Origin of the sequence: Microbacterium sp. PF5, assembly GCF_004794315.1 — a bacterium.
GTDB classification, from domain to species: domain Bacteria; phylum Actinomycetota; class Actinomycetes; order Actinomycetales; family Microbacteriaceae; genus Microbacterium; species Microbacterium sufflavum.
The window spans coordinates 22,126-47,113 of record NZ_SSDQ01000164.1 but is presented as its reverse complement, the minus strand read 5'-3'; the positions used below and the strand labels follow the sequence as shown (position 1 = coordinate 47,113).

Genomic DNA, 24,988 nt, shown 5'->3' with positions numbered 1-24,988 from the left:
CGTCGGCGGCGGTCGCGTCGGGGGCCGTGGCCTCGGGCTGCGCGTCGGGCACCGCCGCGGCGGGCGCACCCGGCATCGTCTCGGACTCGGATGCCGGGGACTCCTGGGCGGGCACAGCGGGCGTCTCGGGCGCGAAGTGCTCGGTCCACTGCTGGCCGTCCCACCACCGCAGCCGACCGGAGCCGTCGTCGTACCAGCCAGCAGGTGTCGTCATGGAAGTCCCCTCCGTGTGCGCGCTCGCGTGGGTGACGCGAATCGACTCTCCATGTATAGCAGTGGGCAGCGACGCCGACACCGTTTGCACAGGTCGACGGCCTGAGGCCGCGCGGGGTGTCGCAGCGGGTCAGCGCAGAGCCCGCGCTTAGGCTCGAATCGCCATGATTCGGTTCGAGAACGTCACGAAGCGCTACCGCGGGACGTCGAAGCCCGCCCTGTCCGGAGTCGACTTCGAAGTGCAACGCGGGGAGTTCGTCTTCCTCGTCGGCGCTTCGGGATCGGGCAAGTCGTCCTGCCTGCGGCTCATCCTGCGGGAGGACGTGCCCACCAGTGGTCGCGTCGCCGTCCTCGGTCGCGATCTCCGCTCCCTCGCGAACCGGAAGGTGCCCTACTTCCGTCGCCACATCGGCTCCGTGTTCCAGGACTTCCGCCTGCTGCCGTCCAAGACCGTGCACCAGAACGTCGCGTTCACGCTGCAGGTCACCGGCTCCTCGCGCGGTTTCATCCAGCAGGCCGTGCCCGAGGCCCTGGCACTGGTCGGGCTCGAGGGCAAGGAGAAGCGCATGCCGCATGAGCTCTCCGGCGGTGAGCAGCAGCGCGTCGCGATCGCCCGTGCCCTCGTGAACCGTCCGCAGGTGCTGCTGGCCGACGAGCCCACCGGAAACCTCGACCCCGCGACCTCCGTCGACATCATGCAGCTGCTCGCCCGCATCAACGCCGGTGGCACGACCGTGCTCATGGCCACGCACGAGGCGGGGTTCGTCGATCAGATGCGTCGCCGCGTGATCGAGCTGCGCGACGGCGAGATGGTGCGCGACGAGGTCCACGGCGGCTACGGCGACACCTCGAACATCCCGCGACTCGCGCCGGAGGAGGTGCGGGGAGCCGCCGCCGCGGCCGCCCTCACCGCGGTGCAGGAGGTGCAGCGGCAGACCGCCGACCTGTCGGTGGTGCGTGCCGCCCTGGCGGAGGAGCTCGACGCGCAGCGCCGCGCCGCCGCAGCCGCGGCCCCGCAGCCGGAACGTGAGCCGCAGGTGGTCGAGCCGCCCGAGCCGCCGCGTCGCGGAGTGGTGGAACCGCCGGATGAGGCGGAGCGTGCCCCGGCCGCGGAGAAGGCTCCGGTCGAGCGTCCGGCCACTCCCCGCACGCACCCGATCGTGCTGCCGGAGGTCGACGTCGCCGAGCTCGGCGTGGCCGACCGTCTCGGCCTCTCCGACCAGGACGACGAGGAAGTGGGCCCGACCTCATGAGAATCGGCCTGATCCTGACCGAGGCCCTCGTGGGTCTCCGTCGCAACATCTCGATGGTCATCTCCGTCGTGCTGGTGACGTTCGTGTCGCTGACCTTCGTGGGCGCGGCGATCCTCATGCAGTCCCAGATCGGCGTGATGCGGGGCTATTGGGCCGAGCGTGCCCAGGTGGCGGTGTACATGTGCTCGGCGGTGTCGGAGTCGGACACCTGCGTCGACGGCGCCGCCAGCGAGGAGCAGGTCGCCGCGGTGCGCGCCCAGCTCGAGGGCGACGCGCTGGCGCCGCTGATCAGCTCCATGACGTTCGACACCAAAGAGGAGACGTACGCCAAGCTCGTCGAGCAGGTGGGCGAGGAGCAGGCGAGCGTGCTCACGCCCGACCAGGCGTTCGAGGTGTTCTTCGTCACGATGAAGGATCCCGGGCAGTCGCAGGTGCTCGCCGAGGCGTTCAGCGGACAGGCGGGCGTGGAGCAGGTGCAGGATCAGTTGCAGTACCTCGAGCCGCTGTTCTCCGCGCTCACCGTCGCGACCTACATCGCGGTCGGGATCGCCGTGCTGATGCTGATCGCCGCGACCCTCCTGATCGGGACGACCATCCGGCTATCGGCCTACGCGAGACGCAAGGAGATCGGGATCATGCGCCTGGTGGGCGCGTCCAACCGGTTCATCCAGACGCCGTTCGTGCTGGAGGGCGTCTTCGCGGCCTTCCTCGGCTCGGCGCTCGCGTGCGCGGCCGTCGTCGCCGGGGTGCACTTCGGCGTCAACGGCTACCTGCGCGGGCGGGTCCCGTTCATCACGACCTGGGTCACCATGAACGACGCGTTCCTCGTGGTGCCCGTGCTGGTGGGGATCGGCGTCGTGCTGGCGGCGCTGTCGGCCGGCTTCGCGATCCGTCGCTGGCTGCGCACCTGATACCCTGAAAGGCTGCTCGGCCGGATCCTCGGTCGAGCTCGTCACGGCAACAGGAGAGCATCATGCCCAGGGAACGCGGGGAGAAGGTCGTCGCGACCAATCGTCGCGCGCGTCACGACTACACCATCGAGAAGTCGTACGAGGCGGGAATGGTGCTCACCGGCACCGAGGTCAAGTCACTCCGTCAGGGGCGCGCGAACCTCAGCGACGGATACGCGTTCGTCAAGGGCAACGAGGTGTTCCTCGACGCCGTGCACATCCCGGAGTACTCGCAGGGGCACTGGACCAACCACTCCGCCAAGCGCATCCGCAAGCTGCTGCTGCACCGTGAGGAGATCGCCAAGCTCTCCCACGCGGTCTCGGCCGGCGGCTACACCCTGATCCCGCTGAAGCTCTACTTCTCCGACGGCAGGGCCAAGGTCGAGATCGCCCTCGCCAAGGGCAAGCGCGAGTACGACAAGAGGCAGACGCTGCGCGAGCGGCAGGACACGCGCGAGGCCGAGCGGGCCATGCGCCTGCGCAACCGCGTCGGCGAGTAGCCCGCGCCGTCAGGGCGCCGGGGTGAAGCCGAACACGCGGCCGAGGAACGCGAGCTCGCGCTGCAGCGCGTCCACGATGTTCGCCGCGCTGCGGAAGCCGTGCCCCTCTGCCGGATACAGCGCGTACTCGTGCTCGATGCCGTTCGCGGCGAGGGCGTTGCGGATCGCCTCGGACTGCGACGGAGGCACCACGCGGTCCTCGCCGCCCTGGAGCAGCAGCACGGGCACGTCGATCCGGTCGGCGTGCGTGAGGGGTGAACGCTCGACGTACACGTGCTCGTCCTCCGGCAGCCGCCCGACCAGACTGTCGAGGTACGGCGCCTCGAAGTCGTGCGTCTCGGCGGCCAGCAGGCGCAGGTCCGCCACACCGTAGCGGCTGATGCCCGCCGCGAAGGTCCCGCCCCGCACCAGCGCCGACAGAACGGTCCAGCCGCCGGCCGAACCTCCGCGGATCGCGATGCGCGCGGGGTCGGCGAGCCCCGCATCGGCCAGGCCCCGCGCGGCGGCGACCACGTCGTCCACGTCGACCACACCCCACTGCCCGACGAGGCGGTCGCGGTAGGCGCGGCCGTAGCCGGTGGAGCCGCCGTAGTTCACGTCGAGCACGCCGATGCCGCGGCTCGTGAAGAACGCGACCTCGGACGACGCGGCCCCCGTCACATGCGCGGTCGGTCCTCCGTGGACGAACACGACGTACGGCGGAAGCTCGCCGGGAGCCGCGGTGTGCGCGGGGTTCGCGGGCGGGTAGGCGAACGCGTGCACCGAGCCGTGCGCGCCGTCCACCACGATCGGCTGCGCGCCGGGCATCCACTCCGGATCGGACGGGACCCCGCCCGCCACGGCCTCCACGCGGCCCGAGTCGAGGTCAACGCACCACACCCCGGGCGTGGTGCCCGAGCTGTTGCCGCTGAGCAGCACGCGGGAGCCGGACACGTCGTCCACGCTCACGTGCCCGTCGGCGGGGAGATCCAGCGCGGTGCTCGTCGTGCCGTCCGCCGGGAGCACGTGCACCTCGTCGCGGCCGTTCGTGCGCGCGGCGACCACGCGTCCGTCCGCCAGCGGCTGGAACCACCGGTTGCCCAGCACCCACAGGCCGTAGCCGGTGTCGGCGTCGGTCCCGGTCAGGGCGATCGGTGCGGCTGCGGGTGTCACGCCGTCGACGTGAAGGCGCTGCACCTGCCAGCGCCCGGACGCGTCGTCGGCGTACACGAGCGCGGTGTCGTCGAGCCACTCCGGCTGCAGGGCGGCGGACGACGCGATGCGCACGATCTCGCCGTCGGCGAGCGACGCGATCGCGAGCTGCGCCTCGTCCCACGGCATCGTCCGCTCGTGCCACTCGACCCAGGCCACCCGCGTGCCGTCGGGCGACAGCGCCGGGTGCGCGAAGAAGCCCGTGCCCTCCGCGATCACCCGGAGCGCGCCGTCGTCCTCGGCCGCGGATCCGTCCACCGGGATCTCGACGATGCCGCGCCGGTGCGGGTCCGGACGGAGGTCTTCGCGCACGGCCAGCAGTCGTCCGCTCTGCAGTCGGAGTCCGCCGTACGACGCACCGGCGGGCGTGAGCGGCTCGGGCTCGCCCCCGGGGACGAGGCGATGCACGCGCTGATCCGCGCCCGAGACGAAGAACAGCGCGTCGTCGCCGGCCGTCCACGCCCCGCCGCCGTACTCGTGCACGCGCGACCGCGCGCTCCACGGAGCCGGCAGGATCTCGGCGCCGGAGGAGCTGCGTACGGTCACGCGTCCGGCTTCGGCCGGCACGGACTCGCCCCACCAGATCTCCGACCCGGCGAACCGGGCGCCGTCGATGCGCGGTGCGGAGGTCGCGACAGACGCGGCGGTGAAGGGGGAGGGCCAGGAACCGAAGGGCAGCGACGACATGCCTCGAGCCTAGGCGGACCGACACACGGCGTCACACACGTGCGGCCCCGCGCGGGGCTGTTCTAGGTTGCTGGAAACGCCCGGTTCGTCCAGGGCGTGGAGCGACAGCCGAGCCCGGCACCCGCCCGCGAACGACACGCCTCCCGTGCCGTCCGCGCGCCCCGGCCCCCTGTCCCCAGGAGTGAAGATGTCCACCGAGATCGACACCACCGGCACCGCCCGCGTGCCGTTCTCCTTCGAGCTCTACCCTCCGCGCAACGCGTCGAGCGAGGAGGCGCTGCACGAGACCGTCCTGCGCCTGGCCGCAGCCGGTCCGGAGTTCCTGTCGGTGACCTACGGTGCCGGCGGCTCCACCGGGGGGCGCTCGCTCGACGTGCTGCGCTTCATCCGCACCCACACCGACGTCGAGCCCCTCGCTCATCTCACGTGCGTCGGCAACACCTACGCCGGGGCGACCGCGCTCATCCGCGAGTTCCTCGACGCGGGGATCCTCAGCTTCCTCGCCCTGCGGGGCGACCCGCCCGCCGGGCAGACCGAGGACTTCCTCGGCGACCTGGAGAGCGCGGCCCAGCTCGTCCAGCTGATCGACCGCGTGCAGGCCGAGCGTGCGCCGTACGAGGAGTCGCCTGTTCCCGGGATCCCCGGTGCCGCCCGGGTCGCGCCGCGGCGGAGGGTGAACATCGCGGTGGCCGCGTTCCCGAAGGGCCACCCGCGGGCGACCCACCGCACGCAGGACGTGGAGGCCCTGCTCGCGAAGCAGGCCGCCGGTGCGACGTTCGCGATCACACAGCTGTTCTTCCACGCCGACGACTACCTGGCCTTCGTGGAGCGTGCCCGCGCGTCCGGGGTGACCATCCCGATCCTGCCCGGCATCATGCCCATCACCTCGCCCGCTCGGCTCTCCCGCGTGCTGGAGCTCACGGGAGAGGAGCTGCCCGGAGAGCTCTCCATCGCCCTCGACGTGGAGCCGACCGCCGAGGGCCGCCGCGAGATCGGCATCGCCTGGGCCGCGCGCCTGGCCGCGCAGGTCGTGGCCGGCGGCGCCCCCGGCGTGCACCTCTACGCTTTCAACCAGCACGAGACCGTCCTCACCGTCCTCGCCGAAGCCGGCATCCTCCCGGCTCTGCGCCGTTAGACCCCCGCCGAAAGGAAACACCATGACCGCATTCCCCGAGGGAACCATCCTCGGCTACCCCCGCATCGGCCGTCGCCGCGAGCTCAAGAAGGCCGTCGAGGCGTTCTGGGCGGGCCGCATCGACGAGCAGGAGCTGGAGCGCACGGCCGCCGAGCTGCGCGCCGCCACCCGAGAGCGGCTCGCCGCGCTCGGCCTCGGCCGGGACGACTCCGCGATCCCGGAGTCCTTCTCGTTCTACGACCAGGTGCTCGACGCCGCGGTGACCGTGGGCGCGATCCCCTCGCGCTTCGAGCACCTGCGCGCCGCCGACGGCACGGTCGGCCTCCCGGCGTACTTCACGATCGCGCGGGGCGAGGGGGAGCGCGCGCCGCTGGAGATGACGAAGTGGTTCGACTCGAACTACCACTACCTCGTGCCGGAGATCGGTCCGGAGACGGTGTTCTCGCTGTCCAGCGACCGGCTCGTGCGCGAGGTCGCAGAGGCCGCTGCCGCAGGCTTCACGACCCGCCCGGTCGTGGTCGGCCCGGTCACCCTGCTGGCGCTCGCGAAGGCCTCGGACGACGCCCCCGAGGGCTTCGATCCGCTGTCGCGGCTGGACGACGTGCTCCCCGCGTACCGGGAGCTGCTCGCCCGCCTCCGGGCCGCGGGAGCGACCTGGGTGCAGCTCGACGAGCCGGCGCTCGTGAGCGAGTCGCTCCCCGCCGACACCGCCGCCCTGGCGACCGCGGCCGAACGTGCACTCGCCGTGCTCGGGGGAGCGGAGGACCGTCCGTCGATCCTCGTCGCCGCCCCGTACGCGGCGCTCGACGCCGTGTTCCCGGTCCTCGCGGCCGCGCCCGTCGAGGCGATCGCGGTCGACCTGGTCCGTGGCGCTGTGCCGTCCGCGGCGGAGGGTCTCGCGGACAAGACGCTCGTCGGCGGCGTGATCGACGGGCACAACATCTGGCGGGGCGACCTGGCCGCGGCGTTCGCCACGCTCGAGCGTCTGCGCGACCTGGGGGCCGCGGCCGTGTCGGCCTCCACCTCGACCTCGCTGCTGCACGTGCCGCACGACGTCGCCGACGAGACCTCGCTCGACCCTCGCCTGGTGTCGTGGCTGGCGTTCGCCGATCAGAAGGTGCAGCAGGTCGGCGTGCTGGCTCGCGGGCTGTCGCAGGGCCCCGAGGCGATCGCCGCCGAGCTCGACGAGGCCTCGGCGGCCCTGCGCGACCGGCTGGACGCGCCGGGCGTGCGCGACGGCGCGGTGCGCGAGCGGGCGCTCGTCGACGCCGACTTCTCGCGGGTGTCCTACGAGGAGCGGGAGAGTGCGCAGGAGGCCCTCGGCCTCCCGGTCCTGCCCCTGACGACGATCGGGTCGTTCCCGCAGACCGCCGACATCCGTCGCGCACGGGCGCGGTTCACGCGCGGTGAGATCCCCCGCGACGACTACGACGACTTCCTGCGCCGGGAGATCGCCGCGGTCGTGTCGCTGCAGGAGGATCTCGGACTCGACGTGCTGGTGCACGGGGAGCCGGAGCGCAACGACATGGTGCAGTACTTCGCCGAGAACCTCGACGGCTTCGCGGTCACGGAGCACGGGTGGGTGCAGTCGTACGGCTCCCGCGCCACACGCCCGTCGATCCTGTGGGGCGACGTCTCCCGGCCGGCACCGATCACGGTCGACTGGTCCGGATACGCGCAGTCGCTCACCGCGAAGCACCTCAAGGGCATGCTCACGGGGCCGGTGACGATCCTCGCGTGGTCGTTCGTGCGCGACGACCAGCCGCTGGGGGAGACCGCGAACCAGGTCGCGCTGGCGCTGCGCGAGGAGATCGCCGACCTCGAGGCTGCGGGCATCGCCGTGATCCAGGTCGACGAGCCGGCCCTGCGCGAGCTGCTGCCGCTGAAGAAGGCCGATCAGCCGTCCTACCTGGACTGGTCGGTGGCGTCGTTCCGTCTGGCGACCGGTGGGGCAGCACCGGGCACGCAGGTGCACACGCACCTCTGCTACTCGGAGTTCGGTGTCGTGATCGACGCGATCCGCGCGCTGGACGCCGACGTCACGTCCATCGAGGCCGCCCGCAGCCGGATGGAGGTCGTCGCGGACATCGCCGAAGCCGGGTTCGACCACGGCATCGGCCCCGGCGTCTACGACATCCACTCCCCGCGGGTTCCCGCGGTGGAGGAGGTGGAGTCCCTGCTGCGTCGCGCCGTGGAGGAGATCCCCACGCGGCAGCTCTGGGTCAACCCGGACTGCGGCCTCAAGACCCGCGGCTACGAGGAGACCACCGCGTCGCTGCGGAACATCGTCGAGGCCACGCGCCGCGTGCGCGCCGAGGTGGGCGCCTCGGTCTGATCATGTGACGAAGGCCCTCTCCGAGCGATCGGGGAGGGCCTTCGTCGTGTCCGGGTCAGACGGCTCGCAGCACCGCGACGACCTTGCCGAGCACCACGGCCTCGTCGCCGAGGATGGGCTCGAAGGCGGTGTTCCGCGGCAGCAGCCACGTGTGTCCATCGCGGCGACGGAGCACCTTGACGGTGGCCTCGCCATCGAGCATCGCCGCGACGATCTCGCCGTTCTCGGCGTCGTGCTGCGAGCGGACGACGACCCAGTCGCCGTCGCAGATGGCGGCGTCGATCATCGACTCGCCGGAGACCTTGAGCATGAACAGGTCGCCCTTGCCGACGAGCTGCCGGGGGAGCGGGAAGATCTCCTCGACCTGCTGGTCCGCGGTGATGGGCACGCCGGCGGCGATGCGGCCGACGAGGGGCACGAGCGCGGCGTCGCCGACGGGAGTCGTGACATCGGCCGGGTTCTCGGCGCCGGAGCCGGTGCCGGGCAGGTCGATCAGCACCTCCATGGCCCGCGTCTTGCCCGGGTCTCGACGCAGGTAGCCGCTCAGCTCCAGCTGGCCGAGCTGGTGCGTGACGCTGGAGAGCGACTTGAGCCCCACGGCGTCGCCGATCTCGCGCATGCTCGGCGGGTAGCCGTTCTGGGCGATGGCGGCCTGGATGACCTCCAGGATCGCCATCTGCTTGGGGCTGAGGCTCTTGCGACGGCGGGTCCGCGGCGCCTCCGACTCCGGGGCTGTGGTCTCGCTCATGATGCTCCTTCAGTGCGTGAGATCCGACGTCGCTCTTCGAATGTCGGTGGCCCGTGGTGGGGTGTCCTTGTCGAAACCGTATCCGAGAATCGCGCCGATCTGGAAGATCTGTTCGAGCGTGTCGGACGATTCGTGGACAGGGTTTCGAAGACAGCTTGACAGATGTTCGAACTCGAAGATATCTTCGGAACGTAGCTTCGCATTCACGGCTCCCGGCCGAGTCGCGGATGCGAACGCTACGCCAACCTCCCCGGGCCCTCGCGGCGCCGGGACAGTGAAGGAGCAGACATGAGCACCATCAGCCTCAGCACCGCGACCGCGATCTCCGCCACGGCCCGTCCGGCCACGCGGCTCCGGCTCACGGCTCGCGGTCGCGGTGTGCTGCTCGCGGTCGCGTCCGTCCCGCTCGCCGTCGGCATCGCCTTCGCGGCGATCAGCGGTGGCAGCGCCATCGCCTCCGGTGCCGACAAGCCCGTGGCCGCCGTCGAGACCATCACGGTCATGCCCGGTGACACCCTCTGGTCGATCGCCGGCTCGATCGCTCCCGAGGCCGACCCGCGCGACGTGATCGGCGACATCAGCCGCATGAACCTGCTCCGCGGCGGAGAGATCCAGATCGGTCAGGAGCTCGCGATCCCGGCGCAGTACGCGGAGTGACGCATGGCCGTCGGTGCCGCCTCGTCCTCTTAACATGGATAGGGTGACCCTCTCCCTCAACGATCTCCCGCTGCGCGACGATCTGCGCGGACTCACTCCGTACGGCGCACCGCAGGCACCGCTCCCGATCGCCCTCAACGTCAACGAGAACACGCATCCCGTTCCTGACGAGGTCGCCAGCGACATCCTCGACGACATCGCCGTGGCGATCCGCGACGTCAACCGCTATCCCGACCGGGAGTTCACCACGCTGCGGGAGGCGTTCGCGGGCTACCTCGGTCACGGGCTCACGGCCGAGCAGATCTGGGCGGGCAACGGCTCGAACGAGGTGCTGCAGCACATCCTGCAGGCGTTCGGCGGACCGGGGCGGACGGCGTTCGGCTTCGCTCCGACCTACTCGATGTATCCGCTGATCGCGCAGGGCACGGGTGCGTCATGGGTCGCCGGCACCCGGCACCCCGACTACTCGATCACCCCGGAGGAAGCCGCGGAACAGGTGCGCGCCGCCGACCCCGACGTGGTGATCCTGTGCTCGCCCAACAACCCCACCGGTACGCCGCTCGGGCTCGACGTCGTCGCGGCGGTCTACGAGGCCGCGCGCGGCGTGGTGATCGTCGACGAGGCGTATCAGGAGTTCGCACCGCATGACGCGCCGTCCGCGCTCACGCTCCTCGATGGCCGTCCGCGGCTCGCTGTGTCGCGCACCATGAGCAAGGCCTTCGCGTTCGCCGGAGCGCGCGTCGGCTACCTGGCCGCAGACCCCGCGTTCATCGACGCGCTCCGCCTCGTGCGGCTGCCGTATCACCTGAGCGCGCTCACGCAGGCCGCGGCGGTGGCGGCGCTGCGTAACGCCGACGTGATGCTCGGCATGGTCGAGGAGATCGTCGAGCAGCGCGACCGCATCACAGCGACGCTGGAGGCACTGGGGTACACGCCCCACGAGACCTGGTCGAACTTCGTGCTGTTCGGTGGCGTGGCCGACCCGCAGGCCACGTGGCGGCAGTTGTACGACCGCGGTGTGCTCGTGCGCGACGTCGGCATCCCCGGCCACCTCCGCGTCAGCGCGGGCACCGAGGCCGAGACGACCGCGTTCCTGGACGCCCTGGCCTCGATAGGATCGGCATCATGACCACCCCCGCGAACCCCGCCCGCACCGCGCGTCGCGTGCGCAGCACGTCGGAGTCGACCGTCGAGCTGGAGCTGAACCTCGACGGCACCGGGGTGAGCCGCATCGACACCTCCGTGCCGTTCTTCGACCACATGCTGACGGCGTTCGCGAAGCACTCGCTGACCGATCTCACCGTCCGCGCCTCCGGTGACACGCACATCGACGCGCACCACACGGTGGAAGACGTCTCGATCGTGCTGGGTCAGGCCATCCTGGAGGCGCTGGGTGACAAGGCGGGCATCTCCCGCTACGGCGATGCGCTCGTGCCGCTCGACGAGGCGCTGGCGCAGGCCGTCGTCGACATCTCCGGTCGTCCGTACCTCGTGCACGAGGGCGAGCCCGTCGGTTTCGAGCAGCACCTCATCGGCGGGCACTTCACGGGCTCGCTCGTGCGCCACTCCTTCGAGGCCATCGCGTTCAACGCGGCGCTGACGGTGCACGTGCGCGTGCTCGGCGGCCGTGACCCGCACCACATCGCCGAGGCGGAGTACAAGGCCTTCGCGCGCGCGTTCCGTCAGGCGAAGGCGCTCGACCCGCTCGTCGACGGCATCCCGTCCACCAAGGGGGCCCTGTGAGCGCGGCACCCCGCGTCGCGGTCTTCGACTACGAGTCCGGCAACGTGCACTCCGCGGTCAAGGCGCTCGTGGCCGCGGGTGCCGACGCGGTGCTCACGCGCGACCGCAGTGAGGCGCTCGAGGCCGACGGCTTCGTCGTGCCGGGGGTCGGGGCGTTCCAGGCCGTGCGTGATGCGCTGCACGCGCACGGGGGCGACGAGATCATCGGGCGGCGTCTCGCGGGCGGTCGCCCCGTGCTGGGCATCTGCGTCGGCATGCAGGTGCTGTTCGAGCACGGGGTCGAGCGCGGCCACGACACCGCGGGCCTGGGGGAGTGGCCGGGCGCGGTCACCGAGCTCAACGCTCCCGTGCTGCCGCACATGGGCTGGAACACGGTCGACCCCGGCGAGGACACGGTGCTGTTCCGCGGCATCGAGGAGGAGCGGTTCTACTTCGTGCACTCCTACGCGGCGCAGTCGTGGGAGCTCGACGTGATCCCGCCGTTCCCCCAGCCGGTGCTGACCTGGGCCACCTACGGCGATCCCTTCCTGGCGGCCGTGGAGAACGGACCGCTGTCGGCGACGCAGTTCCACCCGGAGAAGTCGGGCGAGGCGGGCATCCAGCTGCTGCGCAACTGGGTCACCAGCCTCTGAGCCCGTGAGCCGGGGGCTGTCGCACGCGGCCGGTCCGGCCGCTCGGCGTCAGAGCCCTCTGGCGACGGCGGCCGCCGCCGACAGCCACGCTCGCTGCGTCCGTCCGGCGAGGGCGGTGTAGCGCAGCGGTCCGTCGACCATCTCCCGGTCGAACGGGATCGCATGCACCTCTCGGCAGAGCGAGCGATACCCGTCGGACACCGCGCCGATCTCGGTCGGTGTCGCGTGGGGATCGGCCTGCGAGACGATCACGACCGCCTGCTCGACGAGGTGAGCCGAGCGCTCGTCGCGGTCGGCGAGGGCTTCGAGCAGGAGGGCCCCGGCCTCGGCGTGGTCTCCGCGGGAGGTGGTCGCGACCACGAGCTGATCCGTGTGGTCGATCATCCGGCGCCACAGCGGGTCGGTCTCATCGTTGCCCGAGTCGACGAAGATGAGTCGGTAGAACCGGGAGGCCACCGTGTGCAGCACGTCGACCTCGGCCGGGCCCAGGCGATCGTCGTGTGCCAGGCGTGGCGGCTGCGAGCGGAGGACGTCGAAACGGTCGCGCGGCTGGTGATGAACGTAGTCCGCCAGGTCAGCGGCTTGGGCGCCCGGGCTGATCAGGCGGCTGCTGTCGGAGAGCATCTCCCGCAGGGTGTTGCGGTGTGATGCCGATTCCGTGCGCCAGCCGAGGGTCCCGCGCGTCTGGTGGTTGTCCCAGGCGAGCACGCCCGCACCCCCGAACCGGGCGAACACCGCGGCGAGAAGCGCTGTGGTGGGTGTCTTCCCCGCGCCGCCCTTGCTGTTCACGATCGCGATCGTGCGCGGCCCGGACCACTGGCGACTCACAGCGGCCTCGTCGCGGCGGAACGCCTCCTCGACGGAGCCGGGACCGAAGTCCATGCCGATGCGGTTGAGGGCGCCGCGGAACCCCATCCGGGCGGGCTCGGCCGGAAGCTCCTCGGTGAGGAAGGACGGGCGGGTCGTGGTCTCGCGCTGCGGCGAGCGACGGCGGCTTCGCCCGGACGATGCGGTGTGCGCAGATGCGTTCTGCGCGGACGCGTCGGCGGATCCGGCGGCGCGGGACTCGGCGGGTTCGGGGGACCGGGCGGATGCGGATGCGGATGCGAGGGCAGGGGACGCGACGGGTTCGGGGGACTCGGCGGATGCGGATGCGGATGCGGGGGCAGGGGTGATGATCTCTGCCGGAGTGCTGGTGGGGGTGGGCGCCACAGGCGGCATCTGTGCCTGTGTCGGTGTCGGTGTCGGTGCCGGTGTCGCGGTCGGTGTCGGTGTCGCGGTCGCGGTCGGTGTCGGTGTCGGTGTCACCGTCGGTGTCGGTGTCGGTGTCGGTGTCGGTGTCTGTGTCGGTGTCGGTGTCGGTGTCGGTGTCGGTATCGCGTTCGGTGCCGAGGTCGAGGCCGGTGTCGAGGCCGAGGCCGGTACCGGTGCCGAGGTCGGTGTCGGCGTCGCGGCGCGCGTGGGTGCCGCGATCTGTGCGGGTGCGCGGGTGGGGGTGACCGCGGGGGTCGCGGACTGGGACGCGCGCCCCGAAGTGCGTGCGGGCCACGGCGCCGGGGAGGCGGACGACTCGGCGGCCGGGCGGGGAGCGGCAGAGCCGCGGATGGCGGACCGGGGGCGGGGGACGGCGATCTCCTGGTCGGCTCGGACGCGTCGGTACTCGGACGGGGGCCCTGGTTCTCGCGCTGACATCTGTAGCATGTTACCCGACGAAATGTCAGGGATGGACGGTGGCGCCGCTGCGACCGACGGTCGGCGTCATGCATTTGAGTGGGTGCCGACCGCCGCGGTAGCCTCGTGTGTCGCGCCCGCTCGGGCCGCAGAGACACCCGAACCAAGGACCCCATGAACGACTTCGCGCAGTCACCTTCGCTCACGCTCCTCCCCGCGGTGGACGTCGCCGGCGGCAAGGCCGTCCGACTCACCCAGGGCGAGGCCGGCACCGAGACGAGCTACGGCGACCCGCTCGACGCCGCAGGGGAGTGGGTCGCGCAGGGCGCCTCCTGGATCCACCTGGTCGACCTCGACGCGGCGTTCGGCCGCGGCAGCAACGCACCGATCCTGCGCAAGGTCATCAAGCAGTTCCGCGGCGTGAACGTGGAGCTCTCCGGAGGCATCCGCGACGATGCGAGCCTGGAGGCGGCGCTCGAGAGCGGCGCGGCGCGCATCAATCTCGGTACCGCCGCGTTGGAGAACCCGGAGTGGGCGGCCGACGTCATCAGCCGCTTCGGCGAGGCGATCGCGGTCGGCCTCGACGTGCGCGGCACCACTCTCGCCGCCCGCGGCTGGACCAAGGAGGGCGGCGACCTCTGGGAGGTGCTGGAGCGCCTGGAGGATGCCGGCTGCAGCCGCTACGTGGTCACCGACGTCACGAAGGACGGCACGCTCCGCGGCCCGAACCTGGAGCTGCTGCGCGAGGTGACCTCGCGGACGCCGAAGCCGGTCGTGGCCTCCGGCGGGGTCTCCAACCTCGACGACATCGCGGCGCTGCGCGAGCTGGTGCCGCTGGGCGTCGAGGGTGCCATCGTCGGCAAGGCGCTCTACGCCGGAGCCTTCACCCTGGCCGAGGCGCTGGATGTCGCCGGAGACTGACCCCCACGGCCACGGCCCGGAGGCGCACAACCACGCCGATTCCGCGGGTGTTCCGTGGGAGGGCCGCAGCTTCGAGTCGAACCCGCACGCGGCCGACGACGGCTCCGCCGATCCCGCCCTGCTCGACGCCCTTCAGCGCTTCCGGGCGGGCGAGGGATCGCAGGCGGAGGTCGTCGACGCCTTCCGCGCCGCGCGCGTGCTGATCCCGCTGATCGCGGAGAAGGGCGAAGAGGGGGTCGCGCCGAGCGGGCTCGCGGTCGACAAGACCCAGGAGCTGTCGATCGTCACGGTCGCAGCGCCCGATGGCCGGCGCGTCCAGCCCGTGTTCTCCTCGGTCGAGGCGATGCAGCGGTGGGACGCGACGGCGCGACCGATCCCGGTGGAGGCGGTGCGTGCGGCTCTGGCCGCATCCGCGGAGGACACCGACCTGATCGTGCTCGACCCCACGTCCGACACGGAGTTCGTGATCCGGCGCCCGGCGGTCTGGGCGGTCGCGCAGGGGCACGGGTGGGAGCCGAGCTTCCTGTCGCCCGAGGTGTTCACGGCGTTGCAGAAGAGCGTCGCGCATGAGCTCGCGGTGATCGACGTGGCCGTGGCCGCGGGCGACCCCGACGCCCGCCTGCGCGGGCCCGAGCTGGTCGTGATCCTCGAGCTGGTCGACGGGCTCGAGCGCGAGGTGCTCGACGCCGTGCTCGGTCGTCTGGCTCAGCGCTGGGCGGCCGACGACCGCATCGCCGTGCTCGCGGACTCGCTCACGGTCAAGCTCCGCCGCAGCGCCTGAGCCGCGACGGGCGCCGGCTCAGGTGACCGGGCCGGTCCACTTCTCGCCGGGGCCCTTGCCGATCGGGTCGGGGATGGTCGATGCCTCGCGGAACGCGAGCTGGAGTGAGCGGAGGCCGTCGCGCAGCGACCGCGCGTGCATGTCGCTGATCTCGGGGGCGCCGGCGGTGATGAGCCCGGCGAGGGCGTTGATGAGCTTGCGGGCTTCGTCGAGGTCGAGCTGTTCGGCCGCGTCGGGCTCGTCGGCGAGGCCGAGCTTGACGGCGGCGGCGCTCATGAGGTGCACGGCCGCGGTCGTGATGACCTCGACGGCGGGGACGTCCGCGATGTCGCGAACCGCGGACGAGGCCGCCTCCTCCTGTCGTGCCCAGTGCTCTTCGCGCTCGCGTGCCGCCTCGTCGGGTGCCTGGTTCGTCACTTCGCCTTGCCTTCTGTTAGACTTTGGCGGGCTCCGGAGCGTCATGCTCTGGAACGAAAGAGGATTCACTTCCCACCCGCGCTTGCCGTTCCAGGCTACCGGGTCTTGCACTCCGCCGGTTCACTCGTCACGAGAGGACCGGTAGACAGGGTGTGGAGCCGGCGTCTGAGTGCCGGCGGGTGGGAGACGAGTTCGATTTCGCCCGGGATGCATCCGCATCACGGTGGCCGAATCACATCGTCTAAGGAGCTCCGCATCAGCGATCCCCGCACCAATGAGCGCATCCGAGTCCCCGAGGTCCGCCTCGTCGGCCCCTCGGGTGAGCAGATCGGCGTTGTCCGCATCGAGGCAGCGCTGCGTCTCGCACAGGAAGCCGATCTCGACCTCGTTGAGGTCGCCCCGAACTCGAAGCCGCCCGTGGTCAAGATCATGGACTACGGCAAGTTCAAGTACGAGGCCGCCCAGAAGGAGAAGGAAGCGCGTCGCAATCAGGCGAACACGATCCTCAAGGAAGTCCGCTTCCGACTGAAGATCGAGGCGCACGACTACACGACGAAGCTCAAGCGCGCCGAGGGCTTCCTCAAGGCCGGCGACAAGGTCAAGGCGATGATCCTCTTCCGCGGTCGCGAGCAGTCGCGCCCGGAGCAGGGTGTGCGCCTGCTGCGCAAGTTCGCGGAAGACGTCGCCGAGTTCGGCACCGTCGAGTCGAACCCGACGATCGACGGCCGCAACATGGTCATGGTGGTCGCGCCGATCAAGAGCAAGTCCGAGGCGAAGCAGGAGCAGAACGCGGTGCGCGACGCGCAGCGTGCGGCGAACAAGCAGGCTGCCCGCGACGCCAAGAGCGACTCGGCCGCCCCGGCCGCACCCGCCGCGGAGTGACATCCGCCCCACGAACTCCCGCAACGCGGGTAGACACCGTCGCCTGAGAAGGCGCCATCACGAAGGAAGAGAAGATGCCGAAGCAGAAGACCCACTCGGGTGCTAAGAAGCGCTTCAAGATCACCGGCAGCGGAAAGCTGAAGAAGCAGCAGGCGAACATGCGCCACAACCTCGAGCACAAGTCGAGCCGTCGCACCCGTCGTCTGAACCAGGACCAGGTGCTGTCGAAGGCTGACACCAAGGTCGCGAACAAGCTTCTCGGTCGCTGACGCGCCGAACGCACGATAGGAACACAGGAAAATGGCAAGAGTCAAGCGGGCAGTCAACGCCCACAAGAAGCGTCGGGTCATCCTCGAGCGCGCCTCCGGCTACCGCGGTCAGCGTTCGCGCCTCTACCGGAAGGCCAAGGAGCAGGTCATCCACTCCCTGGTCTACTCGTACCGGGACCGTCGCAAGCGCAAGGGTGACTTCCGTCGCCTCTGGATCCAGCGCATCAACGCCGCCGCGCGTCAGAACGGCATGACGTACAACCGCTTCATCCAGGGCCTCGGCCTCGCGGGCGTCACGGTCGACCGTCGCATGCTCGCCGACCTCGCGGTCAACGACGCGGCCACGTTCACCACGCTGGTCGAGACGGCGAAGAAGGCTCTGCCCTCCGACGTCAACGCGCCGAAGTCGGCTGCGTAAGCATCTCGCTCCGAACGGGCGTCTTCCTGCGGGAAGGCGCCCGTTCCGCGTTTCCGGGCGTCGTCGTCGCCCTAGACTGAGATCGTGCTGGAGAACCCTCGTTCCCCCCGAGTCCGTGCCGTCGCCAAGCTGACCAAGCGCAGCGCGCGCACCGAGACCGGGCTGTTCCTGCTGGAAGGACCGCAGTCGGTCCGCGAGGCGCTGACCTACCGCCCCGAGGCGATCGTCGAGCTGTTCGCGACACCCGGCGGCTGGGAGCGGCATCAGGACATCCGGGCGAAGGCGGCCGACGCCGACGTGCGGGTCGAATACGTCACCGAGGACGTGTTGCACGCGATGGCCGATACCGTCACCCCGCAGGGCCTCGTCGCTGTCGTGCGGCAGACCCCGACCTCGGTGCGCGACATCTTCGACGCGTCGCCCCGGCTGGTCGCGATCTGCGAGGAGGTGCGCGACCCGGGCAACCTGGGCACCATCATCCGCGCCGCGGATGCCGCAGGAGCGGACGCCGTGGTGCTGACGGGACGCACGGTCGACCCCTACAACCCGAAGGTCGTGCGCGCGACGACGGGCTCGCTCTTCCACCTGCCGGTGTCGGTCGGCGCCGAGCTGCCCGATGTCGTCGACCGCGCGCACGCCGCCGGTCTGCGCATCCTCGCGGCAGATGTGAAGGGCGACGACCTGCTGGGGGCCCGCGCGGACGGCGTGCTTGCCGAGCCCACCGCCTGGCTGTTCGGCAACGAGGCGCGCGGCCTGGAGGACGAAGCGCTGGAGCTCGCCGACCGCGTCCTGCGGCTGCCGATCTTCGGTCGTGCGGAGTCGCTCAACCTCGCCACGGCAGCGAGCGTGTGCCTGTACGAGAGCGCGTTCGCGCAGCGCGCGGCGCCGACGGGCTGAGCGGGCGGGAAGAGCGGGGAAGCGGGGGCGATGAGGGTACTGATCGTCGAGGACGACGAGCGGGTCGCGGCGGCACTGGAGGCGTTCCTGGCGCGCTCCGGGTACGCGACCGTGCGGGCGTCCGACGGTGCGCAGGCGCTCACCCTCGTGGACGCCGACACCGAGGTCGTGCTGCTGGACCTCGGGCTGCCCGACGTGGACGGCATCGACCTGTGCCGTCGCATCCGTGGGCGCTCCGACGTGCCGATCGTGATCGTGACCGCCCGCAACCAGGTGGCCGAGCGCATCAAGGGGCTGCGGGCGGGCGCGGACGACTTCGTCGTGAAGCCGTACGACGTGCACGAGCTGCTGGCGCGCATCGAGGCCGTGACGCGACGCTCCCGCCCGTTGCGCACCGAGGCGGACACCCGGGTGCTGTTGCACGACGGGAGCGTGCACATCGACCTGGTGGCGCGCGAGGTGCGGGTCGACGGCGCCGTGGTGGGCCTGACCCGCAAGGAGTTCGACATCGTGGGTGTGCTCGCCCGCTACCCCGGGGTGGCGGTACCGAAGGAGCGGCTGATCCGGGAGGTGTGGAACACGGACTGGCGCGGCTTCGGGCACTCGCTCGAGGTGCACGTGGCGGCGATCCGACGCAAGACCGGCGACCGCGGCTTCATCGAGACGGTGCGCGGTGTCGGCTACCGGCTCGCGGAGTCCTGAGTCGTGCGCCGTCGCCTGATCGTCATGTTCCTGGTGCCGCTGGTCGCGGTCCTGGTGTCGCTCGGGGGAGTGGCGGCGTGGAGCGCGTCGCGCAGTGTCCAGCAGGCGTTCTACACCGAGCAGCTGGGCGACCTCGGCTATTTCGTCACCAGCGCACGACAGGCGCTGCGCTCGGGCAGCCCCGCGGTGGTCGACGCGGAGGTACGGCGCTTCCAGGAGGTGTACGGCATCGAGGTGACCGTGTTCGACCTCGCCGGGGCCGCGTGGGCCGCGGGCGCGCACGGCGACGCGGTGCTGTCGGAGGCGGATGCGGAGCGCGTGCGGCTGGCGCTCTCCGGCCGTCGTGCCGAGCAGCCCGCGCCCGCGCCGCCGTGGGCCGTGCCGGATGCGGCGCTCGTGGAGCCGGTGTTCGACGACGGTGACGTGATCGGCGCGGTGCTGGTGGCCGGCGACGTCGACCGTCCTCGCGCCGCGATCCTGCAGCAGACGCTGCTCCTGGGCGCCGTCGTGGTGGTGCTGAGCGGGCTCGGCGTGCTTCTCGTGGCCGGGCTCGCGCGGTGGGTGCTCTCGCCGGTGCGACGGCTGGACGAGGCGATGGTGGCGATCGAGCGCGGCGAGATGGATGCCAGGGTCGCAGAGGACACCGGACCCCCGGAGCTGCGGCGCATGACGCGGGTGTTCAACGGCATGGCCGACGAGATCGAACGGGTGATGACGCGGCAGCAGGAGTTCGCGTTGAACGCCTCGCATGAGCTGCGCAACCCGCTGAACGCGCTGCTGCTGCGGGTCGAGCACCTCGCGACGGGGCTCGGAGCGGAGTGGGACGCCGACGTGGAGGAGACGCGTGAGGAGGGCCGGCGGATGAGCCGCATCCTGGAGACGCTGCTCGGGCTGGCCCGCGGCGGGCGCACGGACTCCACGCTGTCGGCCGTCGACCTGGCGGCCGTGGCGTCGCGGCGGCTGGAGGCCTGGCGCGACGTGGCCGAGCATCGGGGTATGACGCTGCACCGCACCGGCGAGGACTCGGTGATGACGATCACGGACCGCACGATCGTGGAGGCCGCCCTGGACGCGGCGATCGACAACGCCGTCAAGTACTCGCCCGCCGGAGGCACGATCGAGATCGGGGCGCGGCGCCACGCCGACGGGTGCCATCTCACGGTGCGCGACCACGGGGCGGGGCTCAGCCGGGAGGACGCGGAGGCGGCGAAGGATCGGTTCTGGCGCAGCGCCGACAGCGGCGACCAGCCGGGCACGGGCCTGGGGCTGGCGATCGCGACGGACCTGCTGACGACGGTCGGCGGAGAGCTGCGGGTGAGCTCGGCCGACGGCGGCGGGCTGCTGGTCGCGCTGGTGCTCCCCGCGGAGAGCGCCGCGTGAGCCGGGTGGGGCGCCTGGTCGCCGGACTGCTCGTGACGTGCCTGGCGCTGACGCTCGGGGCGTGTGCGACCCGGTCGGGCGAGTGGGGCGACGAGGAGTACACGATCGCGAGCGGCGGCTCGACGGGTGTGTACTTCGCCTACGGCACCGCAGTGGCCGACGCGGTGTCGAGCGCCAGGATGGTCGACCTGGTGGCGGAGCAGACGGCCGGATCGGTCGACAACCTGCTGCGGGTGAGCGCCGGGGAGGCGCTGCTGGGGTTCGCGCAGGGCGACGCCGCTGCCGACGCGGTGGCCGGGACGGGAGCTTTCGCCGAGCCGCAGGACGTGACGGCGGTCGCACGGCTGTACGACGAGTATCTGCAGGTGGTCGTGCGCGGTGACTCCCCGGTGCACGACCTCGCCGATCTCGCCGGGATGACGGTGTCGCTCGGGGCGGAGAACTCGGGGGTCAACGTGATCGCGGGGCGCGTGCTGGACGCGGCGGGGGTGGACGCGGCGTCGATCCGCGACCCCCAGCTCGACCTCGGTGCGTCGATCGCAGCCATGGCGGAGGGCGAGCTCGACGGGTTCTTCTGGGTGGGCGGGCTGCCGACCCCGGGGATCGCGCAGCTGGCACGGACCGCGGACGTGCGCCTGCTGCCGATCGAGCAGGAGTGGGTGAACGAGGTCAACGACCGCTACTCGCACGCGTACAGGCCTGCCGACGTGCCGGCGGGGACGTACGGCCTCGCTGCCGCGGTCACCACCCTCGCCGTGCCGAACTACCTGGTCACGGCGGGCTCGACGCCCGCGGGGGTGGTGCGCGATGTGCTGGCGACGCTGTTCGATGCCAGGACGGCTCTCGCGCAACAGGTGCCGGCGGCGGCGCTGCTCGACCGGAGGTCGGCCATCTTCACGGGTCCGGTGCCGTTGCACCCCGGCGCGCAGGAGTACTACCGCGACCTGCGGGGCTGATCCATGGCGGCCGTCCGGCTGCTCAAGAAATCCTCAAGAAGTCGGACGGCACCCGAGCAGCTCTGCCAGGGTGAGGTCGATCGCACACGATCGGACACCTGCTGCCTGCTGTCGCTGGGAGCGTGGCAGCAGGGCGATCCCACGGCCCGAGGGGGCGGGCCGTGGGGCGACCCTGCACTGCCGCATTGTCGCCGCGATCAGGTGATTACGAACGTGTAAACCTCACCGTGGTGCCTGGAACCGCGCGCAACGCGTGGCTAGTTTGGAGAAATGATGACCTCTGAAACCCCTCTCGTCGTCGTGGAGAACGTCCAGAAGCACTACGGCGAGTTCCAGGCGCTCAGCGACATCGACCTGACCGTGAACACCGGCGAGGTCGTCGTCGTGATCGGCCCGTCCGGGTCGGGCAAGTCGACGCTGTGTCGCACGATCAACCGCCTGGAGACGATCACGAGCGGCTCGATCCGCATCGACGGCAAGGAGCTCCCCGCCGAGGGCAAGGCGCTCGCGCACCTGCGCGCCGACGTCGGCATGGTGTTCCAGTCGTTCAACCTCTTCGCCCACCTCACGATCCTGGAGAACGTGACGCTCGGGCCGATCAAGGTCCGCGGCCTCAAGAAGTCGGAGGCCGAGGCCGAGGCGATGACGCTGCTGAAGCGCGTGGGCGTCGCGCAGCAGGCGAACAAGCTCCCCGCGCAGCTCTCCGGCGGTCAGCAGCAGCGCGTCGCGATCGCGCGGGCCCTGGCGATGCAGCCCAAGGTCATGCTGTTCGACGAGCCCACCAGTGCGCTCGACCCGGAGATGATCAACGAGGTCCTCGACGTCATGGTCGAGCTCGCCCAGGACGGCATGACGATGATCGTCGTCACGCACGAGATGGGCTTCGCGCGCAAGGCCGCCGACCGTGTCGTGTTCATGGCCGACGGCCGGATCGTCGAGGAGGCGAAGCCGGAGGAGTTCTTCACCAACCCGAAGAGCGACCGCGCCAAGGACTTCCTCTCGAAGCTCCTCACCCACTGACCCCACCAGACCCTGCACCCACAGCACACGAAGGAGACGCACATGCGACGCACACGGACACTGGCAGGCATCGGGATCGCGGCGGCGGCGCTGCTCGCCCTGACCGCCTGCAACAGCGGCACCCCGTCCAGCACCGGAGCACCCGAGGACGGCGACGAGGACACCTCGAGCGCCACGCCGTGGACGGTGCTGGAGGACGTCAGCATCGACGGCAGCCCGACCTTCGACCGGATCTCGGAGTCGGGGACCGTCAAGGTCGGCGTCAAGGAGGACCAGCCCGGTCTCGGCTACCTCGACCCCGTGACCGGCGACCGCACCGGCTTCGACGTCGACATCGCGCGCTGGATGGCCGCATCGCTCGGCGTGGACCCGGAGAAGATCGAGTTCCAGGCGATCGCCTCCGCGAACCGCGAGCAGGCCATCGTCAACGGCGACATCGACTACTACGTCGGCACCTACTCGATCACCGACAAGCGCAAGGAGCAGATCTCCTTCGCCGGCCCGTACTTCGTCACCGGTCAGGGCCTCCTCGTCGGCGCCGACAGCGACATCGAGAGCGTGGACGACCTGAGCTCGTCCACCACGGTGTGCTCGGCGACCGGCTCGACCCCGATCCAGAACATCAAGACGAACTACCCCGATGTCCCGACCAAGGAGTACGACACGTACTCCAAGTGCGTCGAGGACCTGAAGAACGGTCAGGTCGACGCGGTCACGACCGACGAGGCCATCCTCATCGGCTACGCCGCCCAGGACCCCGACAACCTGAAGGTCGTCGGCGAGCCCTTCAGCGAGGAGCGCTACGGCATCGGCGTGGCCAAGGGCGACGACGCGCTGGTCGAGTACTTCAACACGCAGCTGACCGACGGTGGCGACATCTGGCAGCAGATCTTCGACAACAACCTCGGTGCCTCCGGTGTGAAGGCGGAGCAGCCCGAGGTCGACCCGGTCGGTTGATCACCGCGGGGCGGGCGGCACGGTCGCCCGCCCCGCTTCCGTCGCCTCATCTGACGTAGAAACGAACCGAAAGGCACAGCAGTGGGAGTGATCTCAGACCACCTCGATCTCTGGGGTGAAGCGCTGTGGGGGACCATCGCGCTGTTCCTCGGCGGTGGCCTCATCGCCGTGGTGCTCGGCCTCATCGTGGGCGCGGCCAGGGTGTCGCCGGTTCCGATCGCGCGCGCCGTCGGTGGCGTGTACGTGAACTGGATCCGCAACACCCCGCTCACGCTGGTGATGTTCTTCTTCGCATTCTGCCTCCCGATCCTGCTGGGGGAGCGGGTCAACGCCCTGCTCCTCGCCGTGATCGCGCTGGGCCTCTATACCGCCACCTATGTCGCGGAGGCCATCCGCGCCGGCATCAACACGGTCCCGGTCGGGCAGGCGGAGGCCGCGCGGGCGATCGGACTGAACTTCGGCCAGGTCATGCGCTACGTCGTGCTCCCGCAGGCGACGCGGTCCGTGGTCCCGCCGCTCATGAGCGTGCTGATCGCCCTCATGAAGAACACCACGGTGGCCGCCGGGTTCTCGGTGGTCAACCTCGGCACCATCCGGGCGGCACTAAGCGAGCGCGGCGAGAACGCGCTGGTCGTGCTGCTGTGGGTCATGGTCATCTTCGTCGTGCTCGTGCTGCTGCTCAGCTGGGTGCAGCGCGTGCTCGAGAACAAGTGGAGGATCGCGCGATGAGTTCCGTCCTGTTCGACGTCCCCGGGCCCCGCGCGGTCGCCCGCAACCGTCTCATCGGCGCCGTCACGGTGCTGGTGGTGCTGGCCGTCCTCGGCTGGGTGGTCTGGCGGTTGTACGCCACCGGCCAGTTCGCCCCCGAGAAGTGGAACATCTTCACCTACTCCGCGGTCTGGGTGCGCTTCGGCGAGGGACTGCTGAGCACCCTGGCCGCCTTCGCGGTCGCGGGGGTCGGCTCCCTCGTGCTCGGTTTCGTCCTCGGCATCGGCCGGCTCTCCGAGCACGCCTGGGTGCGTGAGCCCGTGCGGTGGATCATCGAGATCCTGCGGGCCGTGCCCGTCCTGATCCTGATGATGCTGCTCTACTACGGTCTTCCCGTGCTCGGCGTCAAGATGCCGCCCTACTGGGCCGTGGTCATCGCGCTGATCGTCTACAACGGCTCCGTTCTCGCCGAGGTCCTGCGCGCCGGGATCGAGTCGCTGCCGCGCGGACAGCAGGAGGCCGGTTACGCGATCGGTCTGCGCAAGACGGGGGTCATGTCGCTCATCCTGCTCCCGCAGGCCGTGCGGGCCATGATGCCCGTGATCATCGCGCAGCTCGTGGTGGCGCTGAAGGACACCGCGCTCGGCTTCATCATCACGTATCAGGAGCTGCTGTACGTCATCAACCAGATCGGCAACCAGGCGCCCTACGGCTCGCCGCTGATCCCGGCGGCGATCGTCGGCGGCTCGATGTACGTCGCGGTCTGTCTCCTGCTCTCCTACATCGCCTACCGGCTGCAGCGTCGGGCGAAGCGCTCGCCGAAGGCGGGACCGGCCGAGCCCGATCCGCGGCAGCACGGCGGCGAGACCAACACCTCGCTCATCGTGCTCCAGAAGGGTGCGGGGAAGTTCGACGCCGACAACGCCGGAGGTCCGGGTCTCTGAGTCGCGGCCGGCGCGGGACGC

Annotated in this window: 27 protein-coding genes; 22 read left to right on the top strand and 5 right to left on the bottom strand. The window is 70.9% G+C overall.

The window, feature by feature from the left end; all coding sequences use genetic code 11:
* Positions 1-214: DUF2510 domain-containing protein (locus tag DW297_RS19280; protein ID WP_240744659.1), on the bottom strand; the 214-nt coding region annotated here is incomplete at its 3' end.
* 163 nt (positions 215-377) lie between these two features.
* Between DW297_RS19280 and ftsE the strand changes: the two genes are divergently transcribed.
* The 3 genes from ftsE to smpB all read left to right on the top strand — a co-directional run bounded on the left by ftsE (position 378) and on the right by smpB (position 2,916).
* Positions 378-1,466: a cell division ATP-binding protein FtsE gene (gene ftsE / locus DW297_RS16265; RefSeq protein ID WP_136034315.1), complete on the top strand. Its 1,089-nt coding sequence runs from the start codon at positions 378-380 to the stop codon at positions 1,464-1,466.
* Entirely contained in the window at positions 1,463-2,377 is a 915-nt protein-coding gene (ftsX, locus tag DW297_RS16260; protein WP_136034313.1) for a permease-like cell division protein FtsX, read from the top strand. The genes ftsE and ftsX overlap by 4 nt, the downstream gene beginning before the upstream one ends.
* Before the next feature lie 62 nt (positions 2,378-2,439).
* Positions 2,440-2,916, top strand: a complete 477-nt coding sequence (gene smpB, locus DW297_RS16255) for an SsrA-binding protein SmpB (RefSeq protein WP_136034311.1) — start codon at positions 2,440-2,442, stop codon at positions 2,914-2,916.
* 9 nt (positions 2,917-2,925) lie between these two features.
* Here the strand turns inward: smpB and DW297_RS16250 are convergent, their stop codons facing one another.
* On the bottom strand, positions 2,926-4,794 hold the full coding sequence (locus DW297_RS16250; RefSeq protein WP_136034310.1) for a S9 family peptidase: 1,869 nt from the start codon (positions 4,792-4,794) through the stop codon (positions 2,926-2,928).
* A 187-nt stretch (positions 4,795-4,981) separates the two neighbouring features.
* Here DW297_RS16250 and DW297_RS16245 point away from each other — a divergent pair, with 187 nt between their 5' ends.
* Positions 4,982-5,929, top strand: a complete 948-nt coding sequence (locus DW297_RS16245; RefSeq protein WP_136034308.1) for a methylenetetrahydrofolate reductase — start codon at positions 4,982-4,984, stop codon at positions 5,927-5,929.
* Between the two features lie 22 nt (positions 5,930-5,951).
* Positions 5,952-8,264, top strand: a complete 2,313-nt coding sequence (gene metE / locus DW297_RS16240) for a 5-methyltetrahydropteroyltriglutamate--homocysteine S-methyltransferase (protein ID WP_136034305.1) — start codon at positions 5,952-5,954, stop codon at positions 8,262-8,264.
* A gap of 55 nt (positions 8,265-8,319) precedes the next feature.
* Here metE and lexA read toward each other — a convergent pair whose 3' ends face one another.
* Entirely contained in the window at positions 8,320-9,012 is a 693-nt protein-coding gene (gene lexA, locus DW297_RS16235) for a transcriptional repressor LexA (RefSeq protein ID WP_136034303.1), read from the bottom strand.
* A 288-nt stretch (positions 9,013-9,300) separates the two neighbouring features.
* Here lexA and DW297_RS16230 point away from each other — a divergent pair, with 288 nt between their 5' ends.
* The 4 genes from DW297_RS16230 to hisH are packed head-to-tail and all read left to right on the top strand — an operon-like array spanning position 9,301 to position 12,044.
* Positions 9,301-9,669 carry a LysM peptidoglycan-binding domain-containing protein gene (locus DW297_RS16230; RefSeq protein WP_136034301.1) on the top strand — a complete coding sequence of 123 codons (369 nt, stop codon included), beginning with the start codon at positions 9,301-9,303 and terminating at the stop codon, positions 9,667-9,669.
* Positions 9,670-9,703: 34 nt separating this feature from the next.
* The gene (locus DW297_RS16225) at positions 9,704-10,798 is read left to right on the top strand and encodes a histidinol-phosphate transaminase (RefSeq protein ID WP_205828317.1); all 1,095 of its coding nucleotides are present in this window, start codon (positions 9,704-9,706) and stop codon (positions 10,796-10,798) included.
* Positions 10,795-11,412: an imidazoleglycerol-phosphate dehydratase HisB gene (gene hisB, locus DW297_RS16220; RefSeq protein WP_136034298.1), complete on the top strand. Its 618-nt coding sequence runs from the start codon at positions 10,795-10,797 to the stop codon at positions 11,410-11,412. Before DW297_RS16225 ends, hisB begins: the two co-directional genes overlap by 4 nt.
* Positions 11,409-12,044 carry an imidazole glycerol phosphate synthase subunit HisH gene (hisH, locus tag DW297_RS16215; protein WP_136034296.1) on the top strand — a complete coding sequence of 212 codons (636 nt, stop codon included), beginning with the start codon at positions 11,409-11,411 and terminating at the stop codon, positions 12,042-12,044. The genes hisB and hisH overlap by 4 nt, the downstream gene beginning before the upstream one ends.
* Before the next feature lie 48 nt (positions 12,045-12,092).
* Here hisH and DW297_RS16210 read toward each other — a convergent pair whose 3' ends face one another.
* On the bottom strand, positions 12,093-13,265 hold the full coding sequence (locus tag DW297_RS16210) for a MinD/ParA family ATP-binding protein (RefSeq protein ID WP_205828316.1): 1,173 nt from the start codon (positions 13,263-13,265) through the stop codon (positions 12,093-12,095).
* 624 nt (positions 13,266-13,889) lie between these two features.
* Between DW297_RS16210 and priA the strand changes: the two genes are divergently transcribed.
* Together priA and DW297_RS16195 are read left to right on the top strand one after the other, a co-directional pair.
* Complete coding sequence (gene priA / locus DW297_RS16200) at positions 13,890-14,636, top strand: bifunctional 1-(5-phosphoribosyl)-5-((5-phosphoribosylamino)methylideneamino)imidazole-4-carboxamide isomerase/phosphoribosylanthranilate isomerase PriA (protein ID WP_136034294.1); 747 nt, start codon at positions 13,890-13,892, stop codon at positions 14,634-14,636.
* A complete protein-coding gene (locus DW297_RS16195) occupies positions 14,620-15,417 on the top strand; it encodes an SseB family protein (protein ID WP_136034292.1) in 798 nt (265 codons plus the stop codon). The genes priA and DW297_RS16195 overlap by 17 nt, the downstream gene beginning before the upstream one ends.
* Before the next feature lie 18 nt (positions 15,418-15,435).
* Here DW297_RS16195 and DW297_RS16190 read toward each other — a convergent pair whose 3' ends face one another.
* Complete coding sequence (locus tag DW297_RS16190; RefSeq protein WP_136034290.1) at positions 15,436-15,834, bottom strand: DUF1844 domain-containing protein; 399 nt, start codon at positions 15,832-15,834, stop codon at positions 15,436-15,438.
* Between the two features lie 207 nt (positions 15,835-16,041).
* On the opposite strand from DW297_RS16190, the gene infC reads away from it, so the two are divergent.
* The 11 genes from infC (at position 16,042) to DW297_RS16135 (ending at position 24,967) form a co-directional block, all read left to right on the top strand.
* Entirely contained in the window at positions 16,042-16,716 is a 675-nt protein-coding gene (gene infC, locus DW297_RS16185) for a translation initiation factor IF-3 (RefSeq protein WP_136034288.1), read from the top strand.
* A gap of 74 nt (positions 16,717-16,790) precedes the next feature.
* Complete coding sequence (rpmI, locus tag DW297_RS16180) at positions 16,791-16,985, top strand: 50S ribosomal protein L35 (protein WP_136034285.1); 195 nt, start codon at positions 16,791-16,793, stop codon at positions 16,983-16,985.
* Positions 16,986-17,016: 31 nt separating this feature from the next.
* Positions 17,017-17,403, top strand: a complete 387-nt coding sequence (gene rplT, locus DW297_RS16175; protein ID WP_017202428.1) for a 50S ribosomal protein L20 — start codon at positions 17,017-17,019, stop codon at positions 17,401-17,403.
* Positions 17,404-17,487: 84 nt separating this feature from the next.
* The gene (locus tag DW297_RS16170; protein WP_136034283.1) at positions 17,488-18,300 is read left to right on the top strand and encodes a TrmH family RNA methyltransferase; all 813 of its coding nucleotides are present in this window, start codon (positions 17,488-17,490) and stop codon (positions 18,298-18,300) included.
* A gap of 30 nt (positions 18,301-18,330) precedes the next feature.
* The gene (locus DW297_RS16165) at positions 18,331-19,002 is read left to right on the top strand and encodes a response regulator transcription factor (RefSeq protein WP_136034281.1); all 672 of its coding nucleotides are present in this window, start codon (positions 18,331-18,333) and stop codon (positions 19,000-19,002) included.
* Between the two features lie 3 nt (positions 19,003-19,005).
* Positions 19,006-20,382 carry a sensor histidine kinase gene (locus DW297_RS16160; protein ID WP_168442888.1) on the top strand — a complete coding sequence of 459 codons (1,377 nt, stop codon included), beginning with the start codon at positions 19,006-19,008 and terminating at the stop codon, positions 20,380-20,382.
* Entirely contained in the window at positions 20,379-21,338 is a 960-nt protein-coding gene (locus DW297_RS16155; protein ID WP_240744658.1) for a TAXI family TRAP transporter solute-binding subunit, read from the top strand. Before DW297_RS16160 ends, DW297_RS16155 begins: the two co-directional genes overlap by 4 nt.
* Positions 21,339-21,611: 273 nt before the next feature.
* A complete protein-coding gene (locus DW297_RS16150) occupies positions 21,612-22,358 on the top strand; it encodes an amino acid ABC transporter ATP-binding protein (protein WP_136034321.1) in 747 nt (248 codons plus the stop codon).
* Positions 22,359-22,400: 42 nt separating this feature from the next.
* A complete protein-coding gene (locus DW297_RS16145; RefSeq protein WP_136034279.1) occupies positions 22,401-23,315 on the top strand; it encodes a glutamate ABC transporter substrate-binding protein in 915 nt (304 codons plus the stop codon).
* 81 nt (positions 23,316-23,396) lie between these two features.
* A complete protein-coding gene (locus DW297_RS16140; RefSeq protein ID WP_136034277.1) occupies positions 23,397-24,044 on the top strand; it encodes an amino acid ABC transporter permease in 648 nt (215 codons plus the stop codon).
* A complete protein-coding gene (locus DW297_RS16135) occupies positions 24,041-24,967 on the top strand; it encodes an amino acid ABC transporter permease (RefSeq protein WP_136034275.1) in 927 nt (308 codons plus the stop codon). Before DW297_RS16140 ends, DW297_RS16135 begins: the two co-directional genes overlap by 4 nt.
* The last annotated feature ends 21 nt before the right edge of the window (positions 24,968-24,988 follow it).